Annotated in this window: 31 protein-coding genes and 1 tRNA gene; 16 read left to right on the top strand and 16 right to left on the bottom strand. The window is 32.4% G+C overall.

Annotated elements, in window-relative coordinates; genetic code table 11:
• Window positions 1–509 precede the first annotated feature (509 nt).
• Both IJQ68_RS07090 and IJQ68_RS07085 read right to left on the bottom strand, forming a co-directional pair.
• Window positions 510–1,550 (bottom strand): aldo/keto reductase, encoded by a 1,041-nt coding sequence (locus tag IJQ68_RS07090; RefSeq protein ID WP_292798643.1) that lies wholly within the window; start codon window positions 1,548–1,550, stop codon window positions 510–512.
• A 5-nt stretch (window positions 1,551–1,555) separates the two neighbouring features.
• Window positions 1,556–2,647 (bottom strand): radical SAM protein, encoded by a 1,092-nt coding sequence (locus tag IJQ68_RS07085; RefSeq protein ID WP_292798641.1) that lies wholly within the window; start codon window positions 2,645–2,647, stop codon window positions 1,556–1,558.
• A gap of 108 nt (window positions 2,648–2,755) precedes the next feature.
• Between IJQ68_RS07085 and IJQ68_RS07080 the strand changes: the two genes are divergently transcribed.
• On the top strand, window positions 2,756–3,544 hold the full coding sequence (locus IJQ68_RS07080) for an ATP-binding protein (protein ID WP_292798639.1): 789 nt from the start codon (window positions 2,756–2,758) through the stop codon (window positions 3,542–3,544).
• Window positions 3,545–3,573: 29 nt separating this feature from the next.
• On the opposite strand, the gene IJQ68_RS07075 is transcribed toward IJQ68_RS07080, so the two are convergent.
• Together IJQ68_RS07075 and IJQ68_RS07070 are read right to left on the bottom strand one after the other, a co-directional pair.
• A complete protein-coding gene (locus IJQ68_RS07075) occupies window positions 3,574–4,182 on the bottom strand; it encodes a GNAT family N-acetyltransferase (RefSeq protein WP_292798637.1) in 609 nt (202 codons plus the stop codon).
• Window positions 4,183–4,193: 11 nt separating this feature from the next.
• Window positions 4,194–4,904 carry a hypothetical protein gene (locus IJQ68_RS07070; protein ID WP_292798635.1) on the bottom strand — a complete coding sequence of 237 codons (711 nt, stop codon included), beginning with the start codon at window positions 4,902–4,904 and terminating at the stop codon, window positions 4,194–4,196.
• Between the two features lie 135 nt (window positions 4,905–5,039).
• On the opposite strand from IJQ68_RS07070, the gene surE reads away from it, so the two are divergent.
• On the top strand, window positions 5,040–5,852 hold the full coding sequence (gene surE / locus IJQ68_RS07065; protein ID WP_292798633.1) for a 5'/3'-nucleotidase SurE: 813 nt from the start codon (window positions 5,040–5,042) through the stop codon (window positions 5,850–5,852).
• 7 nt (window positions 5,853–5,859) lie between these two features.
• Here surE and IJQ68_RS07060 read toward each other — a convergent pair whose 3' ends face one another.
• A complete protein-coding gene (locus tag IJQ68_RS07060) occupies window positions 5,860–6,705 on the bottom strand; it encodes a pyridoxamine kinase (RefSeq protein ID WP_292798631.1) in 846 nt (281 codons plus the stop codon).
• Window positions 6,706–6,863: 158 nt separating this feature from the next.
• Between IJQ68_RS07060 and IJQ68_RS07055 the strand changes: the two genes are divergently transcribed.
• Window positions 6,864–8,042, top strand: coding sequence for a cytosine permease (locus IJQ68_RS07055; protein ID WP_292798629.1), 1,179 nt, complete (start codon window positions 6,864–6,866; stop codon window positions 8,040–8,042).
• Window positions 8,043–8,048: 6 nt separating this feature from the next.
• Here the strand turns inward: IJQ68_RS07055 and IJQ68_RS07050 are convergent, their stop codons facing one another.
• Window positions 8,049–9,077: a hypothetical protein gene (locus IJQ68_RS07050; RefSeq protein ID WP_292798627.1), complete on the bottom strand. Its 1,029-nt coding sequence runs from the start codon at window positions 9,075–9,077 to the stop codon at window positions 8,049–8,051.
• 249 nt (window positions 9,078–9,326) lie between these two features.
• Here IJQ68_RS07050 and IJQ68_RS07045 point away from each other — a divergent pair, with 249 nt between their 5' ends.
• From IJQ68_RS07045 to IJQ68_RS07035, 3 genes are read left to right on the top strand one after another with little or no spacing between them, the layout of a single operon-like run.
• Entirely contained in the window at window positions 9,327–10,304 is a 978-nt protein-coding gene (locus IJQ68_RS07045) for an SAP domain-containing protein (RefSeq protein WP_292798625.1), read from the top strand.
• Window positions 10,305–10,356: 52 nt separating this feature from the next.
• Window positions 10,357–12,222 (top strand): histidine kinase dimerization/phosphoacceptor domain -containing protein, encoded by a 1,866-nt coding sequence (locus tag IJQ68_RS07040; RefSeq protein ID WP_292798623.1) that lies wholly within the window; start codon window positions 10,357–10,359, stop codon window positions 12,220–12,222.
• Window positions 12,223–12,231: 9 nt separating this feature from the next.
• Window positions 12,232–12,855 (top strand): sister chromatid cohesion protein PDS5, encoded by a 624-nt coding sequence (locus tag IJQ68_RS07035; protein ID WP_292798621.1) that lies wholly within the window; start codon window positions 12,232–12,234, stop codon window positions 12,853–12,855.
• Between the two features lie 83 nt (window positions 12,856–12,938).
• On the opposite strand, the gene IJQ68_RS07030 is transcribed toward IJQ68_RS07035, so the two are convergent.
• Entirely contained in the window at window positions 12,939–14,465 is a 1,527-nt protein-coding gene (locus IJQ68_RS07030; protein ID WP_292798619.1) for a DUF2142 domain-containing protein, read from the bottom strand.
• Window positions 14,466–14,519: 54 nt separating this feature from the next.
• On the opposite strand from IJQ68_RS07030, the gene IJQ68_RS07025 reads away from it, so the two are divergent.
• Window positions 14,520–15,017 (top strand): hypothetical protein, encoded by a 498-nt coding sequence (locus IJQ68_RS07025; protein ID WP_292798617.1) that lies wholly within the window; start codon window positions 14,520–14,522, stop codon window positions 15,015–15,017.
• A 282-nt stretch (window positions 15,018–15,299) separates the two neighbouring features.
• On the opposite strand, the gene IJQ68_RS07020 is transcribed toward IJQ68_RS07025, so the two are convergent.
• The 6 genes from IJQ68_RS07020 to IJQ68_RS06995 all read right to left on the bottom strand — a co-directional run bounded on the left by IJQ68_RS07020 (window position 15,300) and on the right by IJQ68_RS06995 (window position 17,297).
• Entirely contained in the window at window positions 15,300–15,614 is a 315-nt protein-coding gene (locus IJQ68_RS07020) for a hypothetical protein (RefSeq protein ID WP_292798615.1), read from the bottom strand.
• Window positions 15,615–15,717: 103 nt separating this feature from the next.
• A complete protein-coding gene (locus IJQ68_RS07015) occupies window positions 15,718–16,023 on the bottom strand; it encodes a hypothetical protein (RefSeq protein WP_292798613.1) in 306 nt (101 codons plus the stop codon).
• Between the two features lie 20 nt (window positions 16,024–16,043).
• Complete coding sequence (locus tag IJQ68_RS07010) at window positions 16,044–16,292, bottom strand: hypothetical protein (RefSeq protein ID WP_292798611.1); 249 nt, start codon at window positions 16,290–16,292, stop codon at window positions 16,044–16,046.
• Window positions 16,293–16,298: 6 nt separating this feature from the next.
• Window positions 16,299–16,604 carry a hypothetical protein gene (locus IJQ68_RS07005; protein ID WP_292798609.1) on the bottom strand — a complete coding sequence of 102 codons (306 nt, stop codon included), beginning with the start codon at window positions 16,602–16,604 and terminating at the stop codon, window positions 16,299–16,301.
• Between the two features lie 3 nt (window positions 16,605–16,607).
• Window positions 16,608–16,877, bottom strand: coding sequence for a hypothetical protein (locus IJQ68_RS07000; RefSeq protein WP_292798607.1), 270 nt, complete (start codon window positions 16,875–16,877; stop codon window positions 16,608–16,610).
• 15 nt (window positions 16,878–16,892) lie between these two features.
• Window positions 16,893–17,297, bottom strand: a complete 405-nt coding sequence (locus IJQ68_RS06995; RefSeq protein WP_292798605.1) for an ADP-ribosyltransferase — start codon at window positions 17,295–17,297, stop codon at window positions 16,893–16,895.
• 297 nt (window positions 17,298–17,594) lie between these two features.
• On the opposite strand from IJQ68_RS06995, the gene IJQ68_RS06990 reads away from it, so the two are divergent.
• The 4 genes from IJQ68_RS06990 (at window position 17,595) to IJQ68_RS06975 (ending at window position 21,078) form a co-directional block, all read left to right on the top strand.
• Window positions 17,595–19,970 (top strand): hypothetical protein, encoded by a 2,376-nt coding sequence (locus tag IJQ68_RS06990; RefSeq protein WP_292798603.1) that lies wholly within the window; start codon window positions 17,595–17,597, stop codon window positions 19,968–19,970.
• Window positions 19,967–20,287: a hypothetical protein gene (locus IJQ68_RS06985; protein ID WP_292798602.1), complete on the top strand. Its 321-nt coding sequence runs from the start codon at window positions 19,967–19,969 to the stop codon at window positions 20,285–20,287. Before IJQ68_RS06990 ends, IJQ68_RS06985 begins: the two co-directional genes overlap by 4 nt.
• The gene (locus tag IJQ68_RS06980) at window positions 20,284–20,802 is read left to right on the top strand and encodes a hypothetical protein (protein WP_292798600.1); all 519 of its coding nucleotides are present in this window, start codon (window positions 20,284–20,286) and stop codon (window positions 20,800–20,802) included. The genes IJQ68_RS06985 and IJQ68_RS06980 overlap by 4 nt, the downstream gene beginning before the upstream one ends.
• Before the next feature lie 201 nt (window positions 20,803–21,003).
• Window positions 21,004–21,078 (top strand) — tRNA-Trp (locus IJQ68_RS06975).
• 385 nt (window positions 21,079–21,463) lie between these two features.
• On the opposite strand, the gene cas1 is transcribed toward IJQ68_RS06975, so the two are convergent.
• Genes cas1 through IJQ68_RS06960 form a run of 3 tightly spaced genes read right to left on the bottom strand, consistent with a single transcriptional unit; the run spans window position 21,464 to window position 23,575 of the window.
• Window positions 21,464–22,459, bottom strand: a complete 996-nt coding sequence (gene cas1 / locus IJQ68_RS06970; RefSeq protein WP_292798598.1) for a CRISPR-associated endonuclease Cas1 — start codon at window positions 22,457–22,459, stop codon at window positions 21,464–21,466.
• Window position 22,460: 1 nt separating this feature from the next.
• Window positions 22,461–22,736 carry a CRISPR-associated endonuclease Cas2 gene (gene cas2 / locus IJQ68_RS06965; RefSeq protein ID WP_292798596.1) on the bottom strand — a complete coding sequence of 92 codons (276 nt, stop codon included), beginning with the start codon at window positions 22,734–22,736 and terminating at the stop codon, window positions 22,461–22,463.
• Window positions 22,737–22,792: 56 nt separating this feature from the next.
• Window positions 22,793–23,575, bottom strand: coding sequence for a DUF4013 domain-containing protein (locus tag IJQ68_RS06960; RefSeq protein ID WP_292798594.1), 783 nt, complete (start codon window positions 23,573–23,575; stop codon window positions 22,793–22,795).
• 334 nt (window positions 23,576–23,909) lie between these two features.
• On the opposite strand from IJQ68_RS06960, the gene IJQ68_RS06955 reads away from it, so the two are divergent.
• From IJQ68_RS06955 to IJQ68_RS06935, 5 genes are all read left to right on the top strand, one after another.
• Complete coding sequence (locus IJQ68_RS06955) at window positions 23,910–24,884, top strand: hypothetical protein (protein WP_292798592.1); 975 nt, start codon at window positions 23,910–23,912, stop codon at window positions 24,882–24,884.
• 11 nt (window positions 24,885–24,895) lie between these two features.
• The gene (locus tag IJQ68_RS06950) at window positions 24,896–25,468 is read left to right on the top strand and encodes a hypothetical protein (RefSeq protein WP_292798590.1); all 573 of its coding nucleotides are present in this window, start codon (window positions 24,896–24,898) and stop codon (window positions 25,466–25,468) included.
• A gap of 73 nt (window positions 25,469–25,541) precedes the next feature.
• The gene (locus IJQ68_RS06945) at window positions 25,542–25,739 is read left to right on the top strand and encodes a hypothetical protein (RefSeq protein WP_292798588.1); all 198 of its coding nucleotides are present in this window, start codon (window positions 25,542–25,544) and stop codon (window positions 25,737–25,739) included.
• Window positions 25,740–25,868: 129 nt separating this feature from the next.
• Window positions 25,869–26,102, top strand: a complete 234-nt coding sequence (locus tag IJQ68_RS06940; RefSeq protein ID WP_292798586.1) for an AbrB/MazE/SpoVT family DNA-binding domain-containing protein — start codon at window positions 25,869–25,871, stop codon at window positions 26,100–26,102.
• Window positions 26,099–26,536, top strand: coding sequence for a type II toxin-antitoxin system VapC family toxin (locus IJQ68_RS06935; protein WP_292798584.1), 438 nt, complete (start codon window positions 26,099–26,101; stop codon window positions 26,534–26,536). Before IJQ68_RS06940 ends, IJQ68_RS06935 begins: the two co-directional genes overlap by 4 nt.
• Window positions 26,537–26,777 lie beyond the last annotated feature (241 nt).

The following is a 26,777-nucleotide window of genomic DNA, read 5'->3' as shown; positions in this document are numbered from 1 at the left end:
TATTTCATCAACTGAAAGGTCATTCCTTGATTTTAAATTTTCTAGACTCATGATTATTATTTATGGTTAAAACTAGTATAAATAATTTATTCCAAATAATTTAATTAAATTAAAATAAATTAATTTAACAATTTACTATAATACTGATTGCTTTAGGATCAACTTCAATTAAAGATTTAAAAGATAATTATCTTCTCAGTATTACTCGCTTTAGAAGATAATCAATTTATCTTCTAACTTTTTTTTATTTTCTGAATAAGTTGATGCATATTGGCTAATAAAATAATGTAAATAAAATAAGTATGGTTAATTTAATTAAAAATAGATTAGATTAAAATGATATTAATCTGACTCTTCGTCTTTTTCTTTTTGCTTTTCTTTAAGATTTTCAATACCTATAATCATTATTACACCTCCCGTTGTAATTGAATTAATCTTTGATATTATATTTGTCTTTAAAATATATAAATATTTAGGTATGCCTAAATTTTTTAATAAAATAAAAAAAATTAGATTTTATCTTTGGTGTGTTTGGCCCATACCTTTTCACTGTCTGTAGCTGAAACCTTGTTGTCGGCCATGACTCCAACCAGATCATGCGCAACATAAGGCTCTTCCAGATACTCGATATCTTTTAAAGACAGATTCAAATCAACTGATGAAACGGCACCGCTGACGTGATGGGGCTTTGTAGCGCCAACGATTGGGGAAGTGACTTTTGTGTTGAGCCATGAAAGAGAAACTTCCGTCATTGAAACATCATAATTTAAAGCAAGCTCATTTACTCTTTTAATAATTTCCAGATCCTGTGCTTCAGTTGAGTGATATTTCAGTTTTGCATAATAATCCTCTTTCATCCTTTTGGATTCCTCACCAGGCAGTCTTGACAGTCTTCCTGAAGCAAGTGAACTGTATGGGGTGGTTGCAATATTGTCGGTCTGACAAAGGGGAATCATTTCACGCTCCTCTTCTCTGAAAATAAGGTTGTAGTGACCCTGAATGGATATGAATTTTGCAAATCCATTCATTTCAGCTAAAGCATTGGCCTTTGCAAGCTGCCATGCAAAGCAGTTTGAAATACCGATATATCTGACCTTGCCCTGCTCAACTATTTCATTAAGGCCTTCAAGAATATCGTATAATGGAGTGTTATAGTCCCACATATGATAAATATAAAGGTCGATATAGTCAAGGCCCAAATTGGAAAGGCTTTTTTCAACCATGTTATGAATATGCTTCTGGCCCGAAATGTTGTTTTTCATATCATCTTCTGAACGTGGAAGGAATTTCGTTGCAACAACAACATCTTGACGTGATGCGTTTTCACGAATGGCCTTACCCAGATACTGCTCTGATGTGCCGTTCTGATATCCGATCGCAGTATCAAAAAAGTTGATTCCGTTATCAAGTCCGTTGGTAATGATTTCTATTGATTCTCTTTCCGGCAATGTCCATGTATGCATACCGTTTGTCGGATCGCCGAATCCCATACAGCCCATACATATTTTGCTGACTTTCAAATCTGAGTTTCCAAGCTTAGTGTATTTCATATTAATCATTCCTTATTTAATAATTTTTGTACTTCCTTTTCATGCTCAAACAGTACACATCCGCCTTCATGATGGCTCATCAGAAGTTCACTGCTTCTAAGAGTTCTGAACAAATCAGATTCCAGTGCTTCAAGAACGGAGGTTTCTTTCACGTTGATGTCTGAATATGGTGATGCAGGACACGGCTCTGCGCCTCCATGTGAATTGATGTGGAAAAATCCACGTCCTGCCGCAAGGCATCCTCCGCTTTCCTTTTCATCTCCTGGAAATGACATGAAAAGCATTTCCTCGTATCTTTTGCGCAAATCAATAATCTCATCAAGCAGATAATCCCTTTGATTATCAGTCAGTGCCAAATCCTGAGCATTTATATCAACTGGAACATATTCTATGAAAAAAAGCACTTTACAGCCCAAATCATATAGCTTTGTTATGAATTCATCGGATAGAGCATAGGATATGTTTTCATTTGTAATTGTAATTGAAGCTCCAAAAATAAGATTGTTGTCGTTCATATAATTCATTGATTCAATAAGCTGATTATAGACTCCGGCACCTCTTCTTGAATCAGTCAGCGTTTCATCCCCTTCAATTGACACTATCGGGATGATATTTCTCTTTTCATCAATCAAATCATAATACTCGTCAAGCATGGTTCCGTTAGTAAAAACCGGAAAAAGTATTTCAGGATATTCACAGGCCTTTAAAATAACATCTTTTCTGATTAACGGCTCTCCTCCAGCAAGGACAATGAAGTTGATTCCCAAATCCCTTGACTGCTTGAAAATATCTTCCCAGTCGTCATCTGAAAGCTGATTGTAAGCAGCATCGTCGCTGCAGTTGTCATTTGCCCTTGAATAGCAGCCAGCACAGTGGAGATTGCATCTGCTTGTAATGCTTGCAATCAGAAATGCAGGAATATTAATGTCATTTTTGCCATATTGCTTTCTTATTTTTGAGGCTTTGCGGGAATGTTTCATGAACTTTGCCAAAAACAATGTTTCCTTAGGATTTTTCAGGGTTGCGGATATTGCATTTTTAATGATGTTTTCCGCCCCGTTGGCCAAATATTCCTGAATATCAAACTCTTTTTCCAAATTTTTCACCTATAATACATTTTTCAAATTCATTTATATATAACACTATTGAAAACGAACCATATATTATCTATCACAAACATATTAATTATAAATGGGTGAGAGAAAATGGCTAAAAGAAAGTCAGTAGTAAATGAGGATCTTTGCGTTTCCTGCGGATGCTGCTTGAAAGTATGTCCTAAGGAAGCAATTGAAGTTAAAAACGGGTTATATGCAACAATCAATCCGGATTTGTGTATAGGATGCGGGAAATGTGTAGTAGAATGTCCTACATCCATCATTGAAGGTGAATACTCCAAACGTGAAAACAAAGTCCGCTTCAAAAAATGGTATGACTACTTGTGGATATTTTCAATAGTCTATTTCACATTGGGATTTTTCAATATAATATTTGCATGGTTAGGTATGATCTGTTTTATCGTACCTTTGCTTTTTGCAATATTTAAGGGAAATAAGGCATTCTGTAATCGTTACTGTGACAGGGGTCAGCTTTTAGGATTACTTGGCGGACGATTAGGCTTGTCCAGAAAAAGGGATGTTCCTAAATGGATGTATTCAAAGGCATTCCGTTATGGATTTTTAGTATTTTTCTTTGCAATGTTTTTTGTAATGCTTTGGAACACATATCTTGTATTTGCAGGAGCAAGAGACCTGTCTCAGGCAGTGACTCTATTGTGGGTGTTCAACGTGCCTTGGGCATGGGCATATCATGGAAATGTGATTTATCCATGGATTTCACAGTACGCATTCGGTTTTTATAGTGTAATGCTTACATCAACGATATTGGGACTTCTGACAATGCTTCTGTTTAAACCGAGATCCTGGTGCGTGTACTGTCCGATGGGAACAATGACACAGGCAATCTGTAAAGTAAAAAATATAAGAAAAAGCAAATAGCTGAAATAATATTAATTATTTCAGTTTATTCATAATTGATTTTCATGGACAATTTTTCTTTTGAATTCAAATTGTTCATCAAATTCATCCACATCTTCCTGATTAACATCAAAAACTTCAGGATTTGAAAATATACCTCTTTTATAGGTTATTTTATCAGGGTCAAATATCCTGATCATAAAAAAGGGACATTCATCATTGATATCACAGCCTTTCAAAAAGAGATTGTATTTGGATGCGCTTTCAAAGCCGAATCTTGAGTAGTAGTTTTCATCACCAATAACAAAAACAAATGGAATATCCTCTTTTTCAATTAAATTCAATGTGTAGTTAACTAGTTTTGTGCCGTATCCTTTGTTTTGATGGTTTCTGTCAATTGATAAGGGTCCTAAAACCACTGCATCGGTAAGTTCTCCATTTTCATAGCTGATTTTTCCTTTTGAGTAATTGATGTGGCCTATAATTTTTTCATCTTTTTCAATAACATAAGCGAATTTGGCCATGAATGAACGGTCTTTTCTTAAATTATGTACAATATAGTGTTCGTAAGCTCCCGGGCGATATACATTCCAGAAGGAATTTCTTACAAGCTTTTCAACTTCAAGATAATCATTTTCATTTTCAAGTCGTATATTCATAGTATCACCTATTAAAATTTAAGATGGTCTACTCCTCTGATGAGTTCAAGCATGTGGGAGTCCTTAATGTCCTGCGGGAAGAAACTGTTTTCCTCAAAATAGAATGCGGGAACTCCATTTTCAGTTAAAGGAACTGTCAGGTAAGGTCCGCTTGTCGTGAAATATGGATTGTAATAGGAAATGTTTTGACTGTTCATGGAGACATTTCTTCCATAGATTTCACCGGCAGATCCGTCTACCGGACTGAAAACGAATGTGTCATGCTCGCCGTATGCTCCTCCATGGGCATGAACGTCAACAGCCAGTTTATAGCTTCCGTTAACAATCTGTGGATATACATATTTCAAAGCCAGTTCCTGTCCGGTCTGCCTTCCGGGTTCGTCATCAGGCAGCAATTCACTATATTTGGAGAAATCTTCGCTTACATTAATTATATAGATGTCATATGAGTAATTCAGATTGTTTAAAGTAGGCATAATATTCAGAAAAGTTTTGTGAGTGTCGTTTTCAAGTGGGTGAACGCCCACGATATAGGCAATCTTATCACCGTCAGGATTTCCAATGTTTCTTATGACTTCAACCGTGCCGTTTGTGTCGTTAGCAATGATTTCATGATTTAGGGATGTGTCATTGGATGTGCCTAAAATGATATAGCTGACAGCAAAAGCAAAAATGAGAATGATTAAAATTGCAAATATTAAACGGAATTCTTTTCTTTTCATATTAATTTATTTAAATTTTTCAAGTTAAAAAGTTAATTTATTTACATATATCTTTAATGGTGATGTCAATGAATAATTTTATATTTATTTTTTTCAATACATATTATCAGAAAGACTTTTTGAGGTTTAAGTCCTATGAATATTTTAATATCAAATGACGATGGAGTATTTGCACCAGGAATATTGGCCGCCAAACAGGCCGTTGAAGATATTGCTGATGTAGTTGTAGTAGCACCCGATGAAAACAACAGCAGTGTAGGTCGTCGCTTATCATTATTTAAGCATCTGAAGTTAACTTCCTGTGAGCTTGATGATGGAAGCCAAGCATATTCTGTTTCCGGAAGTCCTGCGGATGCAGTAATTGTCGGAGCAGATTATGTGATGGATGAAAAACCTGATTTGGTTATTGCAGGAATAAACCAAGGGGTTAATATAAGCTGTGATATAACATCATCTGGTACTGTATGTGCTGCTCTTGAGGCTGTCAGCATGGGAATTCCTGCAATTGCAGTGTCATTGTTCATTGATCCGAAAAGTGCTTTTAAACAGGATGAAAAGGGTGAATGGTATGCGGATTATGATTTCACTCTGACAAAAAAGGTCCTGCATGATTTGGTTTTGAAAATAAAAAATGAAGGATTTCCCGAAGGCGTAGACTTATTTAATTTAAATGTACCTTCAAATTATGAATCTGAAGAAGTTAAAATCACCGAACTGTCTCCTAAAATGCTTGACAAGAAAGTCATTGACAATACCGACACAGAAAAGGCAGAAATCTTCAGCTATCCTTTAAAGGAAAATCAGAAAAGTGATGATTTGGTCATGATTGCTTCTGATTTGGTTGGCGAATATGATGAGAAAAGTGATGGTTATGCACTTTTTGTTGAAAAAAGGCCAAGTTTAACACCTCTAAATGTTAATATGACCTCAAAAAATTGGAAATTTTAAATAATGATTAAATTGAATCAAGCAATCCATATATCTCTGGAATAACCTGTTCGAATTTAACGCCATAAGTATGGGTTTTATCACCAACGGTTTTTTCAATAGCTTTTTTGGTTAGCTCTCCAGCAATTTTTGCTGATTGTGAAGGTGATTTTCCGCTTATGATTGATCCTACAAAGGATGATGCAAATACATCACCTGTTCCGTGGGATATATAGTTAACCTTATCGTTATATACAATATCAACTGAGGAGTCCTGTTTATCAAGGACAATCATTCCCATTTTGTTTTCCTCATTGGTATCTCCTTTTAAAATCACATGTCTTTTTGTGAATTGTGAAAGTTCATCTGCCATTTCAAGCATTTCCTCTCTTGTGAAATTCTCTTTCCAGGGTTTGTGCAATATGTAGCATGCTTCAGTTGTGTTTGGCAGTATGTAGTCTCCTAATTTACACAGCGCACCCATTTTGTCTGCAAATTCCTGGTCGAATCCGTTGTAGAATTCTCCCTGGTCTGCCATTGCCGGATCGACAAAGACAAGTCCGTCAGGTTTCAGTCTTGAGTCAATGATGTCTTTGATGTAGTCCATCTGTTCTGCGGACGCAATAAATCCTGTATAGATTGCATCAAAGTATATTTCCTCTTTTTCCCAGTGTTTGCGTATTTCAGGTAAATCTTCGGTTAAATCCCTAACTGTGAAATCTGTAAAGCCTGATGTATGGGTTGAAAGGACTGCTGAAGGAAGAATTGCTGTTTCTATTCCAAAAGCAGAGAGTATAGGTAGTGCAACAGTTATTGAGCATTGTCCATAGCAGGATATGTCCTGAATAGTTAATATTTTTTTATTTTCATTCATCAAATCTAATCCGTAAGTTTATTACAATTGTTATTATTTAATTTTTAACTTATATATTTTTCTTTATATTGGATTAATTGTACAATTTTGTACTAAAAATCTTTAAATACTTTGTAATATAACATATTTCTATCAAAAATCAAAATTTTAGGGATTATATGGGAAATCGTACGGGAGTTTTTACAAATATTGTCATATGGTTTGGTGTTGCAATTTCTGTTTCCGAAATCCTTGCCGGTGTTCAGATTGCATCAGCAGCACCAATAGATTCCATATGGCTTCCGTTAATCCTTGGACATCTAATCGGTGGAATTCTGCTATTTCTGGTTGGTCTTATTGGTGCAAGACTCAGGGTTAATGCAATGGAGTCAATAAAGTCAACATTTGGAAATTACGGTTCAAAATTATTCGCAGCATTGAATGTGCTCCAGCTTATAGCCTGGGTTGCGGTTCTAAACGCCCAGGGAGCACAGGCTCTGATGGGCCTTAACCTGCCAGTTTCATTTCCGGTTACATGCTTTATATTAGCTGGTCTTGTTGCCCTATGGGTATTTGTTGGGCTTAAGCGTTCTTCAAAAATTGCAAGCATAGTAATGATAGTTCTGACAATATTATTGATTATATTGACAGTACAGCTATTTTCACTGAAAACAGATTTTGCATTGCCTTTGAATGCTACAGCGCTGACGTTCTGGAATATCTTTGAAATATCAATTGCAATGCCGATTTCATGGCTTCCGGTAATATCTGACTATACAAAAGATGTGAAAAGCCCCCTCAAGGCAACTGCCCTTTCTGCAGCAGCATATAGCGTTGCAAGCCTCTGGATGTATTTCATAGGAATAGAAGTCGTATGCATCGGAACAGTTGATATAGCACAGGCAATTCTCATTTCAGGCCTTGGAGTTCAGGGAGTAATCATAATGGTTCTTTCAACAGTGACAACCAATTTCCTTGCAACAAACTCTGCGGGAGAGTCAGCAAAGGCCATATTCAATAAGCTTGATCCTAAACTCACTGGAGTTGTTGTAAGTATTTTAAGTGCAATCATTGCAATTTCAGGAATAATGGATCACTATATCGATTTTCTATATCTGATAAGTTCAGTGTTTGCTCCAATGGCAGCCGTTCTTCTGGTATCATATTATATTGGTGATGAAAATGGTAACTGGTACTGGAACCTGTTTTCATGGTTTGTCGGTTTTATTGTTTATCAGCTAACTGCAGGATTGGATTCTGTCTTTTTAGGACCAACGCTTCTTGCAATTATTGTATCAGCATCACTTTCATTAATTGGAATGACTTTAAATAGGATTGTTTTAGAAAATAGAATTTGATGCATTCTATTTTCCATTAATTTGGGCGGTTAATCTTTGGATTTCGGCTTTAAGTTTTGGAATTTCAGAAACTTCCTTTTCAAGATTCATGATTTTTCCATTTGCTTCGGATAATTTTTTCTGGGTTTTTTTCAGATCTGTTTTTGTATTTTTTAAGTCTGTTTTTGTATTTTTTAAGTCTGTTTTTGTGTTTTTAAGGTCGGTTTCTCTGTTTTTAAGGTCTGTTTTTGTGTTTTTAAGGTCTGTTTTTGTGTATTCAAGGTCTTCTCGTGCATATTTCAAGCTTTCAATTGTGTTTTGATGAGCTGCAGTTATTTCTATTGTTTTTTCTGAGGTGTTTTTTTCCACCATATTAATTAGCCTCCTGTATTCTTTTTCATCATCAATATATGCATCTATCATAATTGAAATAACATTATATAAGCAGGTTTCCATTTTCAAATCCAAGTCCTTAACTATTTTTTGATATAGGTCAACTACGGTTTCGGTTATTTCATATGCATTATCTCGGGGAGCATAGAGGATTATAATGCCCAGATTCAATGCATTTTCGGTGGACAGATGCTGGTTACTATTAATTATTTCACTAAGAGTACTTAATCTTTTCCTTATGTTATCTTCACCAAGGTCAAGAAAATAGAGTTCTGTGATATCAGACGGTGATCTGATGAGCTTATTTTTTGATTCATCATTTTTTAGATGTGATGCAATCACTATGAATGTTGGTAAGTGCTCATCAACAACCAGCTGCGTGTCATAATCGCCAATCTTTTTTAATTTTTCCTCGTTTATCTGGACTGACTGATGCTCCAAATCTGTTGCAACTTTTTCAAAAAGTACTTTATAATCCGGATTGTTCAAATAAGCAGAATCCATCTCACCACCAGCCCCATTTTTCAAATGAACACGTCGGTTAATCTTTTTTTCAAATTCCCCCGGAACACCAATTTCACGGGTATACTCTAAAGGATACTCATTAAAAAGTATGCTGTGGCACAAATCAAATGGCTTATAATATTTTCTTTTTCTTGTCATATTTTCACCACCTTTTTTTAATGGAAGTTTCATGTAGATTATCTTTTGAAGAAAATATCATAAAAAAATTGTTGAAGTGCGACTAAGCACACGTGTGCACTTGCAAAAAGCTTAAATAGTGATTATCTAAAAAGTTTTCATAGACTCTTTTGGGGGGATTCAATGTTTTTGTGACTTATATTAAGCTAATTTTTCAAGCATATTTTCCAAAACCTATAAGAATTATTACCAATATAGTAATTATTAATTATGATTGAAAATACAGCCCGATTATCCCTTAAATATTCTCAAAATGTCCCTAAGGATTATCATATTTCACAGATGCAGTATACTTTTGATTTCATCTATCTTGTATATAAAAGAGATGCCAGTATTGACGGTGCTATTAAAGGGGTTGCTCGTGAATACTCCTTATCAAAAGATTATCTTCTGGATTATCTAGTTGAAAACAAATATCTGATGAATAAGACTGATAAATATGAGCTTTCAGAGCTATTAAAAAGCTATAATACCAAAGCCTTAAAAAAGATTCTCAAAAAACATGGTCTTAAAACATCAGGTAAAAGGCAAAGAATAGAGGAAAGGATATTGAAAAACAATCTGATTGGAAATAGCTATTACCTGTCATCAAAATCCAAAGTCTTTTATAAAAACAAGAAAAGAAGAATGGACATTTTTACAGATTATCTTTTCGATCATTACTATTTTGATGAGTTCAATGAATTCTACATGGACAATTACAGGAAAAAAGAGGAAAGGATACCAGTTGAATTTATCAGATTACATATTAATAAATCCGCTGAAGATAAAAATCATGACTCATTCATTTTAAATAACCTGATTATGGCAGAGCATTTCTCCAAAAAAGAAAAGTACACAAAAATGCTTGAATATGTTTTGGTTAATTACTGCATGGATTTAAACCCTATCTGGAAAATCAATGACCTGAAAAAACATGAAGGCATAAACAGTTCAACTTATGATAATATATTATTTTTAAAGGATAAATTAAGTAAAAATACCATAATATCTGCTTATTTTGTGGTTTGGGATTCATTTAATTTTGAAAGAATAATTGTGCCGAAATATGAGGGATACAGATGTCTAAAAGATCTTTTAAATCTCAAAGACCCTTCAAAAATCAGTGATGATTTAGACAAAAAGTTCTATAAAAATGATGATTTAAAGATTAAAAGGATTACCCAAAAAACATTATTTGATTTTTAATCATATTTAAATAAAATCAATGCCATATATTATTATATATATTGGTGTTATGATGAGAGTGGAAAAGGAATATAGACATTTGGAAGGTATAGATGAAATCCGTATTTTTAACGCAAGTCAGAAAAACTTTTACAGACGAACCCGCAGGGAGTTTGAGGTTGACGACCTTCCGCTTCCGGTGCTTATGAACAATATTCCCGTTGAAATCCATTCTTTAATCCCTTATGAAGAAGGCATTGATTTTATCATAGAAAAGGTAGGTGACTTTACTCTCGGCAAATACAACTGCACCCCAGATGATGTAAAGGGAAGGCTTTTAAGCAAGCTCTCACCGGGATTTTATGAAATACTTCACGATGAACTTCTTGAGATATATCACAACCATCAGGTTAAAAAAATAAGGTTTGTCTACTATAACAAAAACAAACTGGCCAAGCTAAGCCAGGCAAAACTGCTTTATGATAACGGAAGGATTTTCGTAACGAGCAATAATATAGATACAAGAATCTCCAGCCGTGTGGATTTGGAATACAGGGATTTCGATGAGGACAAATCCGACATAATAGAGAACTTTTCACAGACAGGAAGCTATTATAACATCGACGGAAAATACACATGGTCACAGGGAATATTCAACATCATAAACCGTGCAAAAGAGGAATCCGACGATTACTACAACATTGTCTTTGATCTGGTAATACCCGAAGACAAACACATCGTCAACAAAATTTTTGACATAACCAACAGGGAAACAGCCCAATTTGAGGAAATCATCCGCATCATGACAGATAACGGAATCCTGAAAACAATTCGTCTCAATATATACTCATACTTTGATGAAAGCGGAATTATCATTCGCCAGGGCCTGATAAACGACATTACAAACTATTCTGATGATGAGCTGACAAAACCTGTTGATTTTCTTTTGAACGGCTTTAAAAACAGTAAAAAACTGGCTCTTCTGGTTGAGCCTTTAAATGCAAAGCAATTCAAGTTCTCCAAAGGCTACTATAATCTGATAGAAATAGATGCAAGCAGATATTATCATTCCAGAGCCATATTGGATAATATTGTTGAAAAAGATACCGTTGAGCGACTGAACAAACTGATTAAAGGCGATATCAACAAGTTTGATGAAACATTCAGCTATTATATTGACGGCAATCCGAACAACAGAAAGGTTGTGGATTTATATATTGAATGCTTTGAATACGGCAATGCCATTCACAGCATCGGCTTTCTCACAGACATCACAGAAGAAAAGGACAATTACGAGCAGCTGATTATATCAAATGACCAGAGACTTATTCTGATTAAGGAAATTCACCACAGGGTAAAGAATAACCTTCAGGTTCTAAACAGTTTCTTAAACCTTGAAAAAAGGGCATATAGGGATAATCCTGATTTGATAATTGAGCATATGCAGACACTTCTTTCTTCACTTGCCCTGCTTCATGAAAAGACATATAACTCACAGGATTTCAAAAACATCAATCTGAAAGATTACCTTCTTGACCATGACAAGCAGACAATGAACGTGGTCGATTCAATCAATCCGATAGAATTTGATACATATGTGGATGAAGATTTAAACTTATCCATTGAAGTCATAACACCATTGCTTCTGATTGTTGATGAGATAACCATGAATGCGGTCAAACACGCATTTCCTGATGTATCGCCAAAAAATAAGATAACTAAATCAATAAGAAGCCTTGACGATGAAATGGCTGAGCTCATAATAAAGGACAACGGTGTCGGCATGAAAGATTTAAACCATATAACTAAAAACCTTGGCTGTGAGATAATAAAAAGCCTTACCAGACAGCTGGGTGGAAAAATCACACTCATTGAACAGGAAAATGGAACCGGATACAAGCTAGTATTTCCAAAGGAAATGGAACACACCATAGAATAACTGATGATAATGTCTGAAAAAGAAACATTAAATGAATTGAGAGAAATTCAAAAAGACACCGAAAACTGGAAAGAAAATATTGATAAAGTTGCAGCAAAACTGGATAAAAGCTATTCAGTAAAAGTTAAGGCCAAGGCATTATGGATTTTAGGTGAAATGGGACTTAAATATCCTCAACAAATCAAATCATACGTCAATCTGATTGCTGGTTATATTGATGATAGTGATGCAAAGCTTCGCGAAAGGTCAGTTAATGCTCTTGGAAGAATAGGGAGGGCAGACAAGAACTTGATTATTCCATATTTTGACAAACTTATGAATACAAGAATCGATGATAATGGAAAAGTCCGCCTTGCATTTGTCTGGGCCTGTGAAAACATAGCGACAAACGCCCCCGAACTCTTTTGTGACAGATTAGCTATTTTTTGGGATATGATTGATGATTCCTACGAAAAGGTCAGAATAGAAGCGCCTGAAATGTTTCGTGTAATGGGAAAAAGAAAACCTGAATGTGTGAAAGATTACCTTGAGAAATTACAATATATTGCTGATAATGACAAACATCCTGTGGTTCGTATTCACTGTGCGGGTGCTGTAAGAATTACGGAAAATGCGATTAACAATAGGAATTGAAAATCTCTAGATAACCAATTAAAATTAATGAAATCAAGTAATTCATATATCATGTGAATAAGGATTACAGCCACAGCCAAATACTAGTAAAATCTGCATGCAGTCAATATAGAAAATGAAGCCAACAGTGCAATACTCATTACCATTATCATTTTATTAATCTTTTCATCTTCGGCATTATGATTGAATCCAAAAGCAAAAGGTGCCAACGCCAACAACGGAATAAAGTATCTTGCCTGTATATCAACACCATATAATACTCCCACAGGGCTCCAAGTTAACAGTTGAATTGTAAATGTTCCATAAAATATTATAAGCATTACAAATAATACGCCCAGTCTTGATTTTAGAGATAATTCATTTTTATTTGGATATAAAAAGGTTATTGCTCCAATGAATAGTAATCCCAAGCAAGTTAAAATATTTGATTCATATGAAAATGGTGGAAAAGAAAATAAAAACAATGTTGAAAGGACAATTCCCACATAATTAAACACATTAGCAAATGTAACAAATGAATTCAGAAGATGCCCTGATAAATAGCTTATTTGACTGGACATGCTAACATTGTTTTCAATAAAATAATTTGCACGATATGAGAATAAATAATTCGGTGTTGCATAGAATTTAGCCCATAATACTCCCAAAACTGCAACAATTAAAAATATTAGTATATTATAATAAAAAGGAGTTTTAAATCTGCTTTTCGGAACTATGAATAATAAGAATATAAATGCCAAATAAGGCAGTTTACACAAACCAAGTAATAGAACTAAAAGCCCGAAAAATCCAACCTCTTTTAACTCAATTGAATGGTCATCTGATTTTATCATGAATAAAAAATATGCAAATGATAAAAAAGCAAGCCCATTAACGCAAACATCAATACTTAAAGATGCGGCCTGAAAAACTGATAAAGGAATGCAGGCCATGGCAATCATAGGTATCTTTAAAATAGGTGCTTTTTTTACAGCTCTTGAAATTAAAAAGGCATATAAAACTAGATTAGCGATACGGCCCAACCACAACATCCAAATAGTGTTTAAATTCAACAGTTTAGCTAATAGAACACCAATTCCCTGAGCCAAATAAGCGAAAAATGGATTCTGCATAAATGCGGATGAATAAATCACACCCGAATAATCTATTTTTGAATTGTCAACATCACTTGTAAATACTGTGTTTCCATAACTATTTGCTAAATCGGCAGCTCCCCTAATGGTATTGAATCCGGAAAAGGAATTATTTACAAACTGCGGTTCAGGTACCAATACTCCGGAAGAGGTCAACTCAGATCTAATAAAATGTTCCTGCTCATCGGGAACTAAACAAATTGGAGTTAAAAAAGCACATAACAAACCGAATGATATGATAACAACAAAAGCTACTTTATATAGTTCATTTCCATGCAAACAGTAATATAAAATAGAAAATATTCCAAGAACAATTGCTAAAATAAAAACAATGCCTTCCGTAAGAGGATGAAGATAATTATCTATTGATGCGAATGAGAATGTTAAAATCACGATTATGATCAGATAAATCAATAAATATTTTTTATTTTCTGATGCTGTTGTTAAGTATTTTACAAATTCGGCTTTAAACTCCATGAATATAGTATATATTTAATACAATATAAAAACTAGGATTGGATTTATTATTTGATGATATATCAATGTTTTGAATATTTCAGTAGCAAACATTCGTTTAAAACCATAGAAGCATTAGGAAAAATCGTTGATGTTGTTATACCAATGCAGTATAAAGGAAATTATAATGCAGGCACATCATGGTTACTTTCCACAACTAAAAAATTCTCAACTGTAGCAAATATTTGGAGCGGATTACAATCATATAAATCCGATAATGACACTACATTATTATCTGTATCAGAGTTAACAGAGGATATTAAAACTTGCCTGGATAATGGTGCTAATGGTGCTTTATTATTCCGTTACGGATTAAGTAATAATATTGATTTCAACACATTCACTGGTAAGATTGGTACGAGAATGGAAGGTACCAATATTAATATGACTTACAAAGACGGTACACAATATCAATGTGCAGTTTATGATGTTCAAAACAATAGTAGGGTTAAGGATACTGTTACTTTAGTTTTGAATATTTCAGTAGCAAACATTCGTTTAAAACAAAGTTAATATCAAAAATACAATTTATACAATAATTATTAATCTGATTTCTTTATTGCGTTATTGTTGAACATGCGATAACCCCCTCAGCATAAACACTATAATAATGGGTGTGTCAGGATTTGAACCTGAATCTGATGGTCTGGAGCCAACAATGCTCAACATGATTACACCACACACCCTAAAATTTTGTGGATAGTCCTATCAGGAGTCGAACCTGAGTCAGCGGGACCAAAACCCACCATGATTGCCATTACACCATAGGACTACAAAAAAGTAAAAAAAATAGTATTAAACTCTAACAGACAAAACCCCAAACTCATCAAAAGAATAACCAGTAACCCGACCAGAATCAAGTCTCTCACTAAAAGAAACATGCTCAAAGTTACAATCCGGAGCAATCATCACAGAACAATTTTCTCCTTCAAAGATATATGTTTCAAAGATACCATAATCTAGGTAACCTTTAGTGTAATTATTGAATCTTAATTCCACCATCTGTGTTTTAAGTGAATTATATTCACCAGGTATTTCAAGAGATAGAACCCCCGGGTTTAAGTCAAATGTTAAACCAAATTGATTTAATAATTCATGTACCTTCAGCATTATTCCCCTCCTTAGGAACCTCTTTCCAAATGAATTAACTCATCCATATGCTCTAATATGAACTGTGAATCAAATTGCAATACTTTAACCATACATATTCACCTTATCCTTCAATAAATACTGGTAACCCTGTTTCGTCTAAGAATGATTTAGTTAACTCATCTTGCCATTTATTAAACTCTTTGCTATCATCATCCATCATTGCCTGATGACCAAAACCTCTACCATGCATTTGGTTTATAGCTCTGCAAACCTCTTTAGACATACCCCAAAAAGACATGTGCAGCTCATTATATACCTGACCCAGCATTACAGGAGGCAATTCTTTATAGTTAAGTAATGCTTGAGTTAATGGACTATCCAGCTTATTTTGGGTTTTAATATACTCATCATTTAAAATATATCTCATTTTGTATTCCCTCCATGTTTTTAGTATAGCATGTCCAAGACACGGACCGGCTGACGAATCAAACCCTCATCTGTGAACTGAATATTACTTCTTTTAGGATCATCATAATCATAACAGGCATTAGCATATTCCCCTTCAATGAATTTTTCCTCATCTTTTAAAAATTTTTTTATATATTCCAGTTCTTGATCTGATTCAGCACGCCTCATAAATAATTCACAAACACGTTTTTTAAACTCTTCACAAGTCATAGGGTATTCTTTTGTCATACTATTTCAACTCCAAATCTTTTTCAATGCTTTTATCCCTGATAGCATATGCAGTTTTGAATATTTCAGTAGCAAACATTCGTTTAAAACAATGTTCACATGAACATCTGGTTGATATAAAGGATTCTCTTCAATAAGTTCACTGATTAAATTATTTGATGAATCATATAATTGTATTCTACGATATCTTCCTTTAATTCTACCTCTCCAGCCCCATGGTCCAGTTTTGTCAATGCTAAATTCCATGTGGATGGTCATTCCATTAGGTAACTCAATAATATCTTGCTCATCATCACCAACAATAGTTAACATATTTTAATCCTCCTCCCATATTATAAAATCAGCATATTGTGGGTTTTCTTCACACCATTGGATAAGCTCTTCTTTTTCTTCTTGAAAAGACATGTGCCTATCAAATATTTTATTTTCTAATTCTCTAGTCAATAATCCCTCTTTTTCCAAGAAGTCCATCCATATCTCCCTATCAATACATGTTTCAACAAAACCTGGAAGATAACCAGGATATTTTTCTAACTCTTTTTTTTTAGATCTAATTTTTTTAAAATTTATATATTTTATATCCATATTAATTCCACCTAATCATATTAACAAAACTGTTGCTGTTCTAACCTTAGGATCATGGTTCACATCCAACACGATATATCTTGAGTTTTTTGGGAGCAGATACTCATGTTCCGAAGTTTTAGCTCTCCAACCATGGCCACCATTCATAGCAATACCTTTTGTACCTTTAGGAGCCAATATTTTCACCATATATCTTTCCTCATCAAAAAATTGGTCAGCACCCCTTTTTTGAAATGAAGTAGAAGTAAACCCACTAAAATTGCCATAGTCCCCTATATCCAATGTGATATCAAAATAATCATCAGCACGATATAAAATAGTATCTTGAGTCAGGCCAGAAGATTTTTCGATGGCAGAATCTAAATTTTTATTCAGTTTCTTTGTATTTTTTATACAAAATTCTCGTTCGTCTTCAGACATTACAGACATGATTTCTTTCCAATGATCATCTTGTCTGATTAACCCATTCATTCGCCTATGGGTTGTACTAGAATAAGCAGATATGCTGCCTCTTTCACTTTTTCTCCAAGGAGTATTCTCCTGATGTTTTATTTGTTTTTTCTCTAATATACTATCTTCGATTGAGTAACTTCCTCCGACTTCTTGATTATCTAAAATAAATTTTGTTTCATCTATTTCTGAGAGATTACTGTCATGTCTGAAAATCTTCTTTTCATATTGGAATATTAATTTATCTGCTTTTTCTTTGTTTGTGTTTTGAATATTTCAGTAGCAAACATTCGTTTAAAACCAAAACGTAGATGGGGTTCCGAAAAAGAATATGGTGTAGTATTCAATGAAAAGAACGGTAAATTTATAACAAAAGAAATTCCGGGTAATTCAAATGATATAGTCATGACTAAACCTAAATCTGGAAAATATAGTACAATACACTATCATACAGATGAAGGTTTTAGACCTACATCTTCAGGAGATTTCTATGAATTCCTAAACTCAAAAAATGAACGTGTAGGCATAAACATTTCAAGAAAAGAATCATGGTTCATAAAAAACGAACGAAAATTCACTTCTGAAGAAATTAATAAAATAACTGATGATATTACAAAATTAGAGCAAAAACAATTAGAAAAATTAACTGATGAATATAATAAAGGTTTACTTAAAATTAATAAGATTGAAGATCCTGTTAAAAGAGAGTCTGCTCAAAAAGAATTTGAAAAATATGTTGCAAATGAATTCTTAGACAAACACAATAAAGAACTAGGTGATGCAATACTTGAATACACTTCAAACATCAAAGGATTAAAAGTAAAAAGAGTAATGCACACTGAAGTAAATCCAAAAGCCATTAAAACAATAAGTAAAAAAGAGTTAAAAGTAGATAAAAGAAGTTTAGATAATGGTATTAAAAGATATTCAAATCCTATCAAAAATAATGAGTATGATAAATATAAGTTAACTGAAACTGAAGAGGCGAGGTTAAAAGAATTAACCATCAAAAAAGAAAAAGAAGGCGGACTCGGTTTCATTGATAGAAAGGAATTTGAAGATTTAGCGGATAGAAAAGAATTCAATGAAATGTGGAATAAAATCTTACGTGAAGGAGGTGATCCTACAGACTACTTTGCAATTTCTGGAGCTGAAGGTGTAAGATATGAAAAGTTATTTAAACAATTCAAAAATTGGGAACCTCTTGAATCTATTGAGATAAAACCAATCGAAATTAACAAAAAACAATTATTTAAAGATAAAAACGCATTTAAATTAACTTCAGAAGAAAAAAACATTTACAAACAAGCAAAAGAAAATACTCATGCTTTATCAGATGCTGAAAAAGAATATTATCATGCTTTACGAGACAAAGTTGAAATCAATAGACTACATAAAGAATTAATTGAAGATGGTTTAGAAAGCTATGAGTCTAAAAAATATGTAGAATTATATTCTAAATATAAAAAAGAATGGAATCTCCCCGATATCTCAATTGATTTAAAATTCACTACTAACCGCCCAACTTATATCACAGATGATTTATATAAACAAGCCACCGAGTTCAAATTAACTAAAAAAGAAGCTAAAGAATTATATAATTTAGAAAAAAGGGAGTTAATTGGTGAAAAATTAACCTCAAATGAATTAAAACAAATGGAATTCTTACAAACAAAAGATAAATTCGCTTATTTAAATTCTGTTAGAACAAATGGTGGAGGGCTAAATTATAAAGAAAATCTTGAATTTAAAAAATTATATAAACAATTAAAAACAAAATTAAAACTAGATAAAAGTATTTTAGAATCACCTTTATCTAACTATAAACCAGACATTCCTTTAGACGAAAATCCTAAAAATTTAAAGAAATTTAAAGGAACAACAGAAGATGGTTTATTACCTAATGGTGAGTCTTTAGATAAGTACTTCACTAAAGATGCACGCGACATGAATATTCGTGAGCAAGAAGTTGCTCAAAGATGGCTAGGCTCAGATTATAAAGCATTCACCAACTTTGAAGTAGACTGCAAACGGGATGTCAAAAAATTCGAGAAATGGATTTATGATATGGCAAAAGCCTACGAAAAAGACAATTCAACATATATATATTACAAATATTATTATGATAGTATATTGGATAGGTCCACAGGTAAATTGCTAAAAACAAGAGCTAAAGAATTAGCTAGGAGTATTGCTCATGATGTGCCTGTATTAGATGATATCTTGAATAATCAATTGAAACAAGGTATAACCTTATGGAGAGTTCAAGAAGCTCATAATTTAGAATCTACAGTTGTTGGGGATATTATGGAATTCCCTAATTTCCGTTCAACATCTATTTCCAAAGAAGGTGCTTTGTGGTTCAGTGAAACCAATGCTAAAGAAATGAAGTATATTATTGAAATCGAGGCTCCAGCAGGTACTCGCGGCGCATATTTGGCACCTATTAAAAAAGGTTCGTGGTTTGCTCCACCTGAAATAGGAATGGATCATCCTTTACATGGTCAGAATTATGCACGGGAAATGGAATTCTTACTGAAAGAGTGTAAAGTAGAAATTGTTAAATTTGGTGGTAAACCCGTTAAAGGTGCTAATGGTGAAATGTTAACTCCAATTAAATTAAGAGTGGTGGGATACAAATGAAAAGAGCTGAATTCATTAATATTAATTATCTGACAAATCATGCAGATGACATTATAAATAATACTAAAGTATTATTCCCTGAATGGTTATGGCGTAGATCTCAACTACCTGATGATGGAGATTATTTGAAAGATATATTCAAACATATTAAACAAAAACAGCTTAATGAGTCTGGTAATTGGTATATTTTTGGTCGTGGTGACCGTTGGATTGCTCCGGGCGAAACTTTGGAAGAAGCTGAAGACCGCATTGTCAGAGAGTATTGTGAAGCTACTGGCCATTGGGATTTATTCATATGGAAAGAGGTGAAAGAATGAAGGTATTACAGTTTGATTCACAGTTCATAGTGGATCATATGGATGAGTTAATTCATTTGGAAGATTATGTTCCAGAAGTCCCTTTTATTGTTTATGATAAACAAAATGAACGTGATGATTTCTTAAGGTCTAAAAATTTATTAGAAACTATGCATGAAATGGATCAAGTATTGGATGAAAAGTGTAAGCATTCGAAAAATCCAATCCTTTCACGTGATAGTATCATTATAGAATGGTTAGATTGTCACCCAGAATTGGAAGGAATCATCTCTATGGAATCATGGGAGAAATATCAGCAAATGAAAAATAATAATGACTTTATTGAGTTTATTGATCTTTTATCTCAGGTTAAATTGCCTTCTGAAGTGAAACCTCTGCCAAAATATACTTATCGTGAGGATGTTATTCATAAGGATGATTCTAATAGGATGTTTCCAGATTTTAAGAAGATGAATGAGGTTTATGATAAGTATGGTGCTTCTTTGTTGGCTGCTTATTTAGCATATCTTGTTTAATTATTTTTTTGTTGAGGGTGTAGTTTAACAAGCAAAACAACTAATACGAAAATCCATGGTATAGTAGTTTTAGATAAGTTCTCGGTGCACGTCTGGGCTCCTCTCCTTTTAGTCCTATGGTGTAATGGCAATCATAATGGATTTTGGATCCATCGATTCAGGTTCGACTCCTGATAGGACTATCCACCAAATTTTTTATAAGGGTGTGTGGTGTAACCAGGCTGAGCATTGTTGGCTCCAGACCATCAGATTCAGGTTCAAATCCTGACACACCCATAAATAATGTTGAGCTGAGGGGGTTATCGCATGTTCAAACAAAACAATTTTATCAGTGCACAAAAACCAAAAGAAAAATAGTTTATTTAAATATGATGTACATACATTTAAATATGATGTTACTCTACTTTTATACATAAAACTATTTCTGGTTTTGAATATTTCAGTAGCAAACATTCGTTTAAAACACTATAAAATTTTTCTTTAAATACTTATTTAAATAGTTTATACCTCTTCTTTTAAAAATGTTGTGAGGACATCACTTTCACATTAATATTATTGGGTAGGTTTCCTCAAAATTATGGAAATTAACATTATCATCAATAGTTTTTTCACACATTTTTGAGGAGGTGATTTTTTTTGGATAAAAACTTATTAGGTTTCCTCACCACCTCAAGTAAAATCCTTCAAATTTTTCATCATCCAATAATACTTGAACTAAGTTTTCACTTTGTTTTTGAATCAAATCAAAATAACTCACTGTTTCATCATTATATGTAATTGATGAATATATTTTAGCAAGGATTTTTTCTACAATAATCTTTCTGGCTTCCAATTTTATGGTATTGTTTCGTTTATCTATATCATCCATAGTCACCTGTTTTCTGTTGATTAGTCCGAGAACGGTTTTATCAACAATCTGCTGTCTAAACGGTTCTATCAAGTCAAATGTCAAGCTAGTTCTACCCTCCATATCAAAATGCAGAAAACCGCAGTAAGGATCCAGGCCATTTGCCAATATGCTTTTGGTTATTTCGCTTGCAAGAATTGCATATCCATAATTCAACATTGAATTCAACAGATCCGTCGGCTTTTTTGTTCTTGCAGTAAACTCAATTTCTTTTAAAACAAAGTACTTAACGCCATGCCAGTATTCATTTGATGCTTTTCCCTCCAAACCCATTATTTTCATTCTTATATTTTCATTGTCTCCTCTCAGATTCAGATTTTCAAGTTGGGTGATGCATTCATCGATTTTTAATCTATGGTTAAATACTCTTTTCAGCTGTTTGTTTTTATTAAGTGTTATCAATGTAGCTTTTTGATTTTTCATTTTTGATTTTATCAATTTTTTTGATATTTCAAGTCCTTTTCTGTTTTCACTTAATTTGTATTGTTCTTTTTTCAGTTTTACATTTCTCCAATTTGGAGATTCAAGTGTGTATGTCAGCTGTCCTCTTGGATTAATAGCTATAAGTTTAATGTTATTTTCGGCCATCAGATTCAGTGCATCAAAGGTCACATAGCCTTTTCCTATGATGGTTATGTCATTAACTGTCGAAGCCTTAACCGAATCGATTATTTCATCTTTTTCATGTATGACAATCTGATTATCCTTTTTGTGGACTGACTTGTTGTATCCGTCAATAACTAGTTTCATTTCAATACACCCTAAAGAGATCATTTTTGAATTTAATTTCACGTCCGCAGAATTCCTTTTTGGAAAAGCAGTTTTGACATATAGGAAACATTAAAAAGCTATCCTTTTCTTTTATGATTTCATTGATATTTTCTAACAGTTGATTACGTTCATTATTGTCAAGTTCACCTACATATAATGAGCTTTGAACTTTTCTAAGCCCATAATGCTGTAAGGTCTTTTCAATATTTTCCTGGTTTGTTTTGAATTTACAGTCAAAAGTAGCTATCATATACATGAGTTAATTTATATAGATTAAGTTTTAAAATAATTACACTTAAAAAAATAGAAAATTTATTCAGTTAATTCTTTTTGAGGTTCATTTAAATTCAAATTACCATAATTTCTAGCTATATTGGAATACAACAAACCTAAAGAATAATTGGCTATACTTTCAATTACAGGAATAACGATGCAGATATATATCAAAAATCCGACATAGGGAATTGAAATTACAAAAGATGTAACAAATGTAATGACATTCAAAAGTATTGCCATGACTATCAGCCATTTGATAATGTTAACAATACCGATATTTCTGATATCTCCTATTACTTCATTAATCTTTAGTGCTTCTTTCAGGCTATTGAGATAAGCTAATCTGGCTTTTGCAAAAAACAGCAGGAATTCAAATACTAGATATACGATTAAGAGCAGCACTAAAACCAAACCGACTGTTGCTAAAAACTCAGGTATTCTGAAATTGAAAAGCAAATCTCTGCTTGCAGGTCCTAATGTGGTTAAGGCAATGTAAAATACAGCTGCAGGTACAATCATGTAGACAATCCTTAAAAGCAGTACTCTAACTGAATCATAAATGTTGTTTATAATATTGAATGACGGAAGCATTGCTGACTGGTTTGAACCCAGTTTAACAATGGAGAGAAAATATCCTGGCACAAGCATTATGAATAGGAAAAATGCAATCACGCCAATAGCTGTTATATAGTTATTGTCTGATATCATGCCAATTGGAATGATAGCTATTAGAATAAATAGGATGCAGATTACCGGCAGTTTTTTAATATTTCTGAATGGATATTTGAATGAATTTGAAACTAATCTAGCTAAATCCATAAATGTTCACCTTATATTTGTTATTAAAGAGTTTATAGATTTTATTTTAAAAACTTTTTGTGATAGTAAGTTTTTTGGATACAATATTTTTTCTATTTTAAAAATAGTTAACTATAAATACTATGTTTCACTCAGAACAATTTTTATGAGTCAGAACAATATTTATAAGTGAGGACAATTGGATAAAACTTAAATACTATAAGTACAATACTTATCATTAACTAAAAATTAATCATCACCGGATTTATTCAAATTAAGGACAATTCGAGAAATAAATTTGTTGACATCTGATTTTCAGCATTAATTTTTAGTATAAAAATTCATTTGTGATATCATGTCAAGAAAAGAAAACTTGCTCGGAGAAAATTATAAAATCAACCAAAAGGAATATTTTCGTTTATTAAATGAGGAATCAAGGAGTATTTTTGATTTGGATAAATGGTCAATATTCTATAAATGGGTAGGAATCCATAAGAAATTAAATAATCTATTTCAAGATGATCCATTTATATTCAAACTGATATTCAGTCCTGCCTATTCCAGTTTACTTACAGACAAAAATGAATACGGATGCATCGGTGAATTAACTTATTTATCTTTTGATCATACTTCTTCAATGCAATTGCGTTCTGATGTAAGCAAAATTGATGGCTCAGATACTGTAACTGGAATCGTCACATTTCCATACTTTCACAACTGGGAGGAAATAAATAATTGGATTGATAAAGTGCCCGAAGACAATTATAGCGTTTATATTATTAATCCAATCCTGATCTATTACGGACCGGGTACTGTTGGACTCTTTTTGACTCCAAAATATTGTGGTGGATATGTCATTGAATCATGTAATCGCTATATAATTAGCTTAACGGGTTATCCTTTGTTTTTAACGTTTTCCAGTGAAGAAAATGTTGAAAAGATAAGCTATGTTGATTTGGAATTATCTGTTGACGATTTTATCAATGAATTATATGAATCAGGTGAAAAAAGTAGGGGTCTGTTGAAAGTATTGGAGTTTTGGAAGGAATATGATGAAGTAAGTATTCCATCAGTTGAGGAAAATTATGAATGCTATATGGATGTACAGCCATATCGTCCATGTAATGATTTAAAATTTATTAAAATAATCTCCAAAAAACCATTTAAGTTAATTCATGAAGATACGAAAAAGGTTTTAGGAACATTTAAGGAATTTTTGCTAGATGCTCCATTTAAAGTAATAGACACAGATAATGGAGAATTCAAATTAAGCCAAAGCCAATTGGATGATCTGTTGGATGGAAAATTTGATTTCATCATTGAAAAATAGGAGCTTATTTCATGTATTTTTACAGAATATCTGCTGAAGGTTTTGAAGAGTCCTATGAAACTACATACTATTCATCTGAAAAGTATAGTCAGAAGGAATTTGAAGATATTATTGTTAAAGCTTATCAAAAAGCTTGTAAAAAGAAGTTAAATGATGATTTCGATATTTGCTATCCACATGGGTTAAATATTGTAAATATCTTCTGGTTTGATTATGAAAATAATTTCAAAAAGATAATGGAAGAAGATTATGGATTATATTGTCTGTCAGACATATTGGATGGAAATATTGCTTTTGATTTGACTCATTATGGTGAATCTAAAGAAATGGATTCGAAAATCCGAAAGGCACTTTGTGAAATTGAAATTGATGAATCTTGCTGGGATAAAAATTGTTCTAGATTAAATAATAAAGATAATATTCATGATTACAGGAATTCCTGTTTAGTTTTTAAAAGAAAGGAATCAAGAATAGAAAATAGGAGTTGTGATAACTGTAATTTTAAATCATATGACTATCCGAAATGTGAAGGAAAATTATGTGATTATTGGAAATGGGATGGTGATGAAAGTCTTGAAGGTTAAATAGCAGTGATTATTGTAACAAGTAATTTTGAATTAAACAAATTTCATAAATTAAAATAAAGGAGGCTTTAAAATGGATTATAATAAACTTTTAGAAATAAGTACCATTGCAATTGATGTAATATTGATTTACTATGCATTGAAACTGGTTGCAGAATATATTATAAAGTATCTTGATTTTACAGGGATTTTATGCCTGTTGATAATATTTGAAACTATTCTGTTGATAATTGCATTGAATGGAAATATATCTGTAACTATTAAAAAATGAAATATCTGAGATAACAGTTCATTGTTGATAAAATTATGATAATTTAAATTTATCATATATATTTATAATATATTATAAATAAATAATATCATATGTTTTGTAAAATTAATATTTTTTGTAGGTGAAAACATGCTTATATTAGCCACAAGTAAAATTCAAAGCAACTACCAAACTACAATTCCTAAAGAGATAAGGAAAAATTATGATATTAACAACGATACTGTTGTTGAATGGGGTATTAATGAAAATGGAAATCCTGAAATAAATTTCAGAACGAAAAGAAACTTTAAAGATTTAGCAGGTGCTTTTCAATCTGATGAAAAAACAAATGCTGTAGAATTAAAAAGGAGTTTAAATAAATGAAAAAAATATTTTTAGATACATCGTTTATACTGGCATACATTAATTCAAATGATGAATTACATGAAAGTGCTTTAAAATTAGAAGAAGAAGAAAATATTCTTTCACAAGATTGTTTTATAAATAATAATGTATTAAATGAAGTTTTAACATTAACTGGTAGAAAAATCAATGTTAATGCTGCTCAAAATATATATTATGGTCTAATTGACAGTTTTGATGTATTAAATGAATATGATATTATCAATTATACTATAAAAACTTTTAATATATTTAAAAAAATTATTGGAACTGACAGTAAAAAAACAAAATTAAGTTTTACAGATTCAAGTATTGTTTTAACGATGAGAGAATCAAATATTAATAATCTGGTTAGCTTTGATCAACAATTCCAACATTTTAAAGAAATTAATTTAATAGGATTAAATTATTTGTAATATTGTATGGATAAATTGTTGTATTTTAAAAATGGTTAACTATAAAGGCACTGTCTAATATTTTATGGGTTATAATATATTAAAACAATATAATACTAATTTTACACCATTCTATAAGTAATTTAAACACTATTGGATAGTTATAGTAAAAACAGAATATTGTAATAATTTTAAATGCGATTTAAATGATTATTTGGCCAATATCTCATAAATATTTTTTGAAATTAGTAAAATAATTTTG

It is taken from the genome of Methanobrevibacter sp. (assembly GCF_017447225.1).
Taxonomy (GTDB): Archaea; Methanobacteriota; Methanobacteria; order Methanobacteriales; family Methanobacteriaceae; genus Methanocatella.
This window is presented reverse-complemented; position numbering and strand designations above follow the sequence as displayed.

Bases quoted from the DNA above. Each gene is read 5' to 3' on its own strand.
- IJQ68_RS07070 (WP_292798635.1), bottom strand. From the start codon at position 4,904: ATGAAAAGAAAAGAATTCCGTTTAATATTTGCAATTTTAATCATTCTC.
- IJQ68_RS06955 (WP_292798592.1), top strand. From the start codon at position 23,910: ATGTCAAGAAAAGAAAACTTGCTCGGAGAAAATTATAAAATCAACCAA.
- cas2 (WP_292798596.1), bottom strand. From the start codon at position 22,736: ATGTATATGATAGCTACTTTTGACTGTAAATTCAAAACAAACCAGGAA.
- IJQ68_RS06945 (WP_292798588.1), top strand. From the start codon at position 25,542: ATGGATTATAATAAACTTTTAGAAATAAGTACCATTGCAATTGATGTA.
- IJQ68_RS07005 (WP_292798609.1), bottom strand. From the start codon at position 16,604: ATGTTAACTATTGTTGGTGATGATGAGCAAGATATTATTGAGTTACCT.
- IJQ68_RS07090 (WP_292798643.1), bottom strand. From the start codon at position 1,550: ATGAAATACACTAAGCTTGGAAACTCAGATTTGAAAGTCAGCAAAATA.
- IJQ68_RS07080 (WP_292798639.1), top strand. From the start codon at position 2,756: ATGGCTAAAAGAAAGTCAGTAGTAAATGAGGATCTTTGCGTTTCCTGC.
- IJQ68_RS06995 (WP_292798605.1), bottom strand. From the start codon at position 17,297: ATGTCTGAAGACGAACGAGAATTTTGTATAAAAAATACAAAGAAACTG.
- IJQ68_RS07020 (WP_292798615.1), bottom strand. From the start codon at position 15,614: ATGCTGAAGGTACATGAATTATTAAATCAATTTGGTTTAACATTTGAC.
- IJQ68_RS07025 (WP_292798617.1), top strand. From the start codon at position 14,520: ATGATATATCAATGTTTTGAATATTTCAGTAGCAAACATTCGTTTAAA.
- IJQ68_RS07015 (WP_292798613.1), bottom strand. From the start codon at position 16,023: ATGAGATATATTTTAAATGATGAGTATATTAAAACCCAAAATAAGCTG.
- IJQ68_RS06960 (WP_292798594.1), bottom strand. From the start codon at position 23,575: ATGGATTTAGCTAGATTAGTTTCAAATTCATTCAAATATCCATTCAGA.
- cas1 (WP_292798598.1), bottom strand. From the start codon at position 22,459: ATGAAACTAGTTATTGACGGATACAACAAGTCAGTCCACAAAAAGGAT.
- IJQ68_RS07075 (WP_292798637.1), bottom strand. From the start codon at position 4,182: ATGAATATACGACTTGAAAATGAAAATGATTATCTTGAAGTTGAAAAG.
- IJQ68_RS07040 (WP_292798623.1), top strand. From the start codon at position 10,357: ATGAGAGTGGAAAAGGAATATAGACATTTGGAAGGTATAGATGAAATC.
- IJQ68_RS06935 (WP_292798584.1), top strand. From the start codon at position 26,099: ATGAAAAAAATATTTTTAGATACATCGTTTATACTGGCATACATTAAT.
- IJQ68_RS07045 (WP_292798625.1), top strand. From the start codon at position 9,327: ATGATTGAAAATACAGCCCGATTATCCCTTAAATATTCTCAAAATGTC.
- IJQ68_RS07050 (WP_292798627.1), bottom strand. From the start codon at position 9,077: ATGACAAGAAAAAGAAAATATTATAAGCCATTTGATTTGTGCCACAGC.
- IJQ68_RS07000 (WP_292798607.1), bottom strand. From the start codon at position 16,877: ATGGATATAAAATATATAAATTTTAAAAAAATTAGATCTAAAAAAAAA.
- IJQ68_RS07055 (WP_292798629.1), top strand. From the start codon at position 6,864: ATGGGAAATCGTACGGGAGTTTTTACAAATATTGTCATATGGTTTGGT.
- IJQ68_RS07010 (WP_292798611.1), bottom strand. From the start codon at position 16,292: ATGACAAAAGAATACCCTATGACTTGTGAAGAGTTTAAAAAACGTGTT.
- IJQ68_RS07060 (WP_292798631.1), bottom strand. From the start codon at position 6,705: ATGAATGAAAATAAAAAAATATTAACTATTCAGGACATATCCTGCTAT.
- IJQ68_RS06980 (WP_292798600.1), top strand. From the start codon at position 20,284: ATGAAGGTATTACAGTTTGATTCACAGTTCATAGTGGATCATATGGAT.
- IJQ68_RS07030 (WP_292798619.1), bottom strand. From the start codon at position 14,465: ATGGAGTTTAAAGCCGAATTTGTAAAATACTTAACAACAGCATCAGAA.
- IJQ68_RS06940 (WP_292798586.1), top strand. From the start codon at position 25,869: ATGCTTATATTAGCCACAAGTAAAATTCAAAGCAACTACCAAACTACA.
- IJQ68_RS06985 (WP_292798602.1), top strand. From the start codon at position 19,967: ATGAAAAGAGCTGAATTCATTAATATTAATTATCTGACAAATCATGCA.
- IJQ68_RS06950 (WP_292798590.1), top strand. From the start codon at position 24,896: ATGTATTTTTACAGAATATCTGCTGAAGGTTTTGAAGAGTCCTATGAA.
- surE (WP_292798633.1), top strand. From the start codon at position 5,040: ATGAATATTTTAATATCAAATGACGATGGAGTATTTGCACCAGGAATA.
- IJQ68_RS07035 (WP_292798621.1), top strand. From the start codon at position 12,232: ATGTCTGAAAAAGAAACATTAAATGAATTGAGAGAAATTCAAAAAGAC.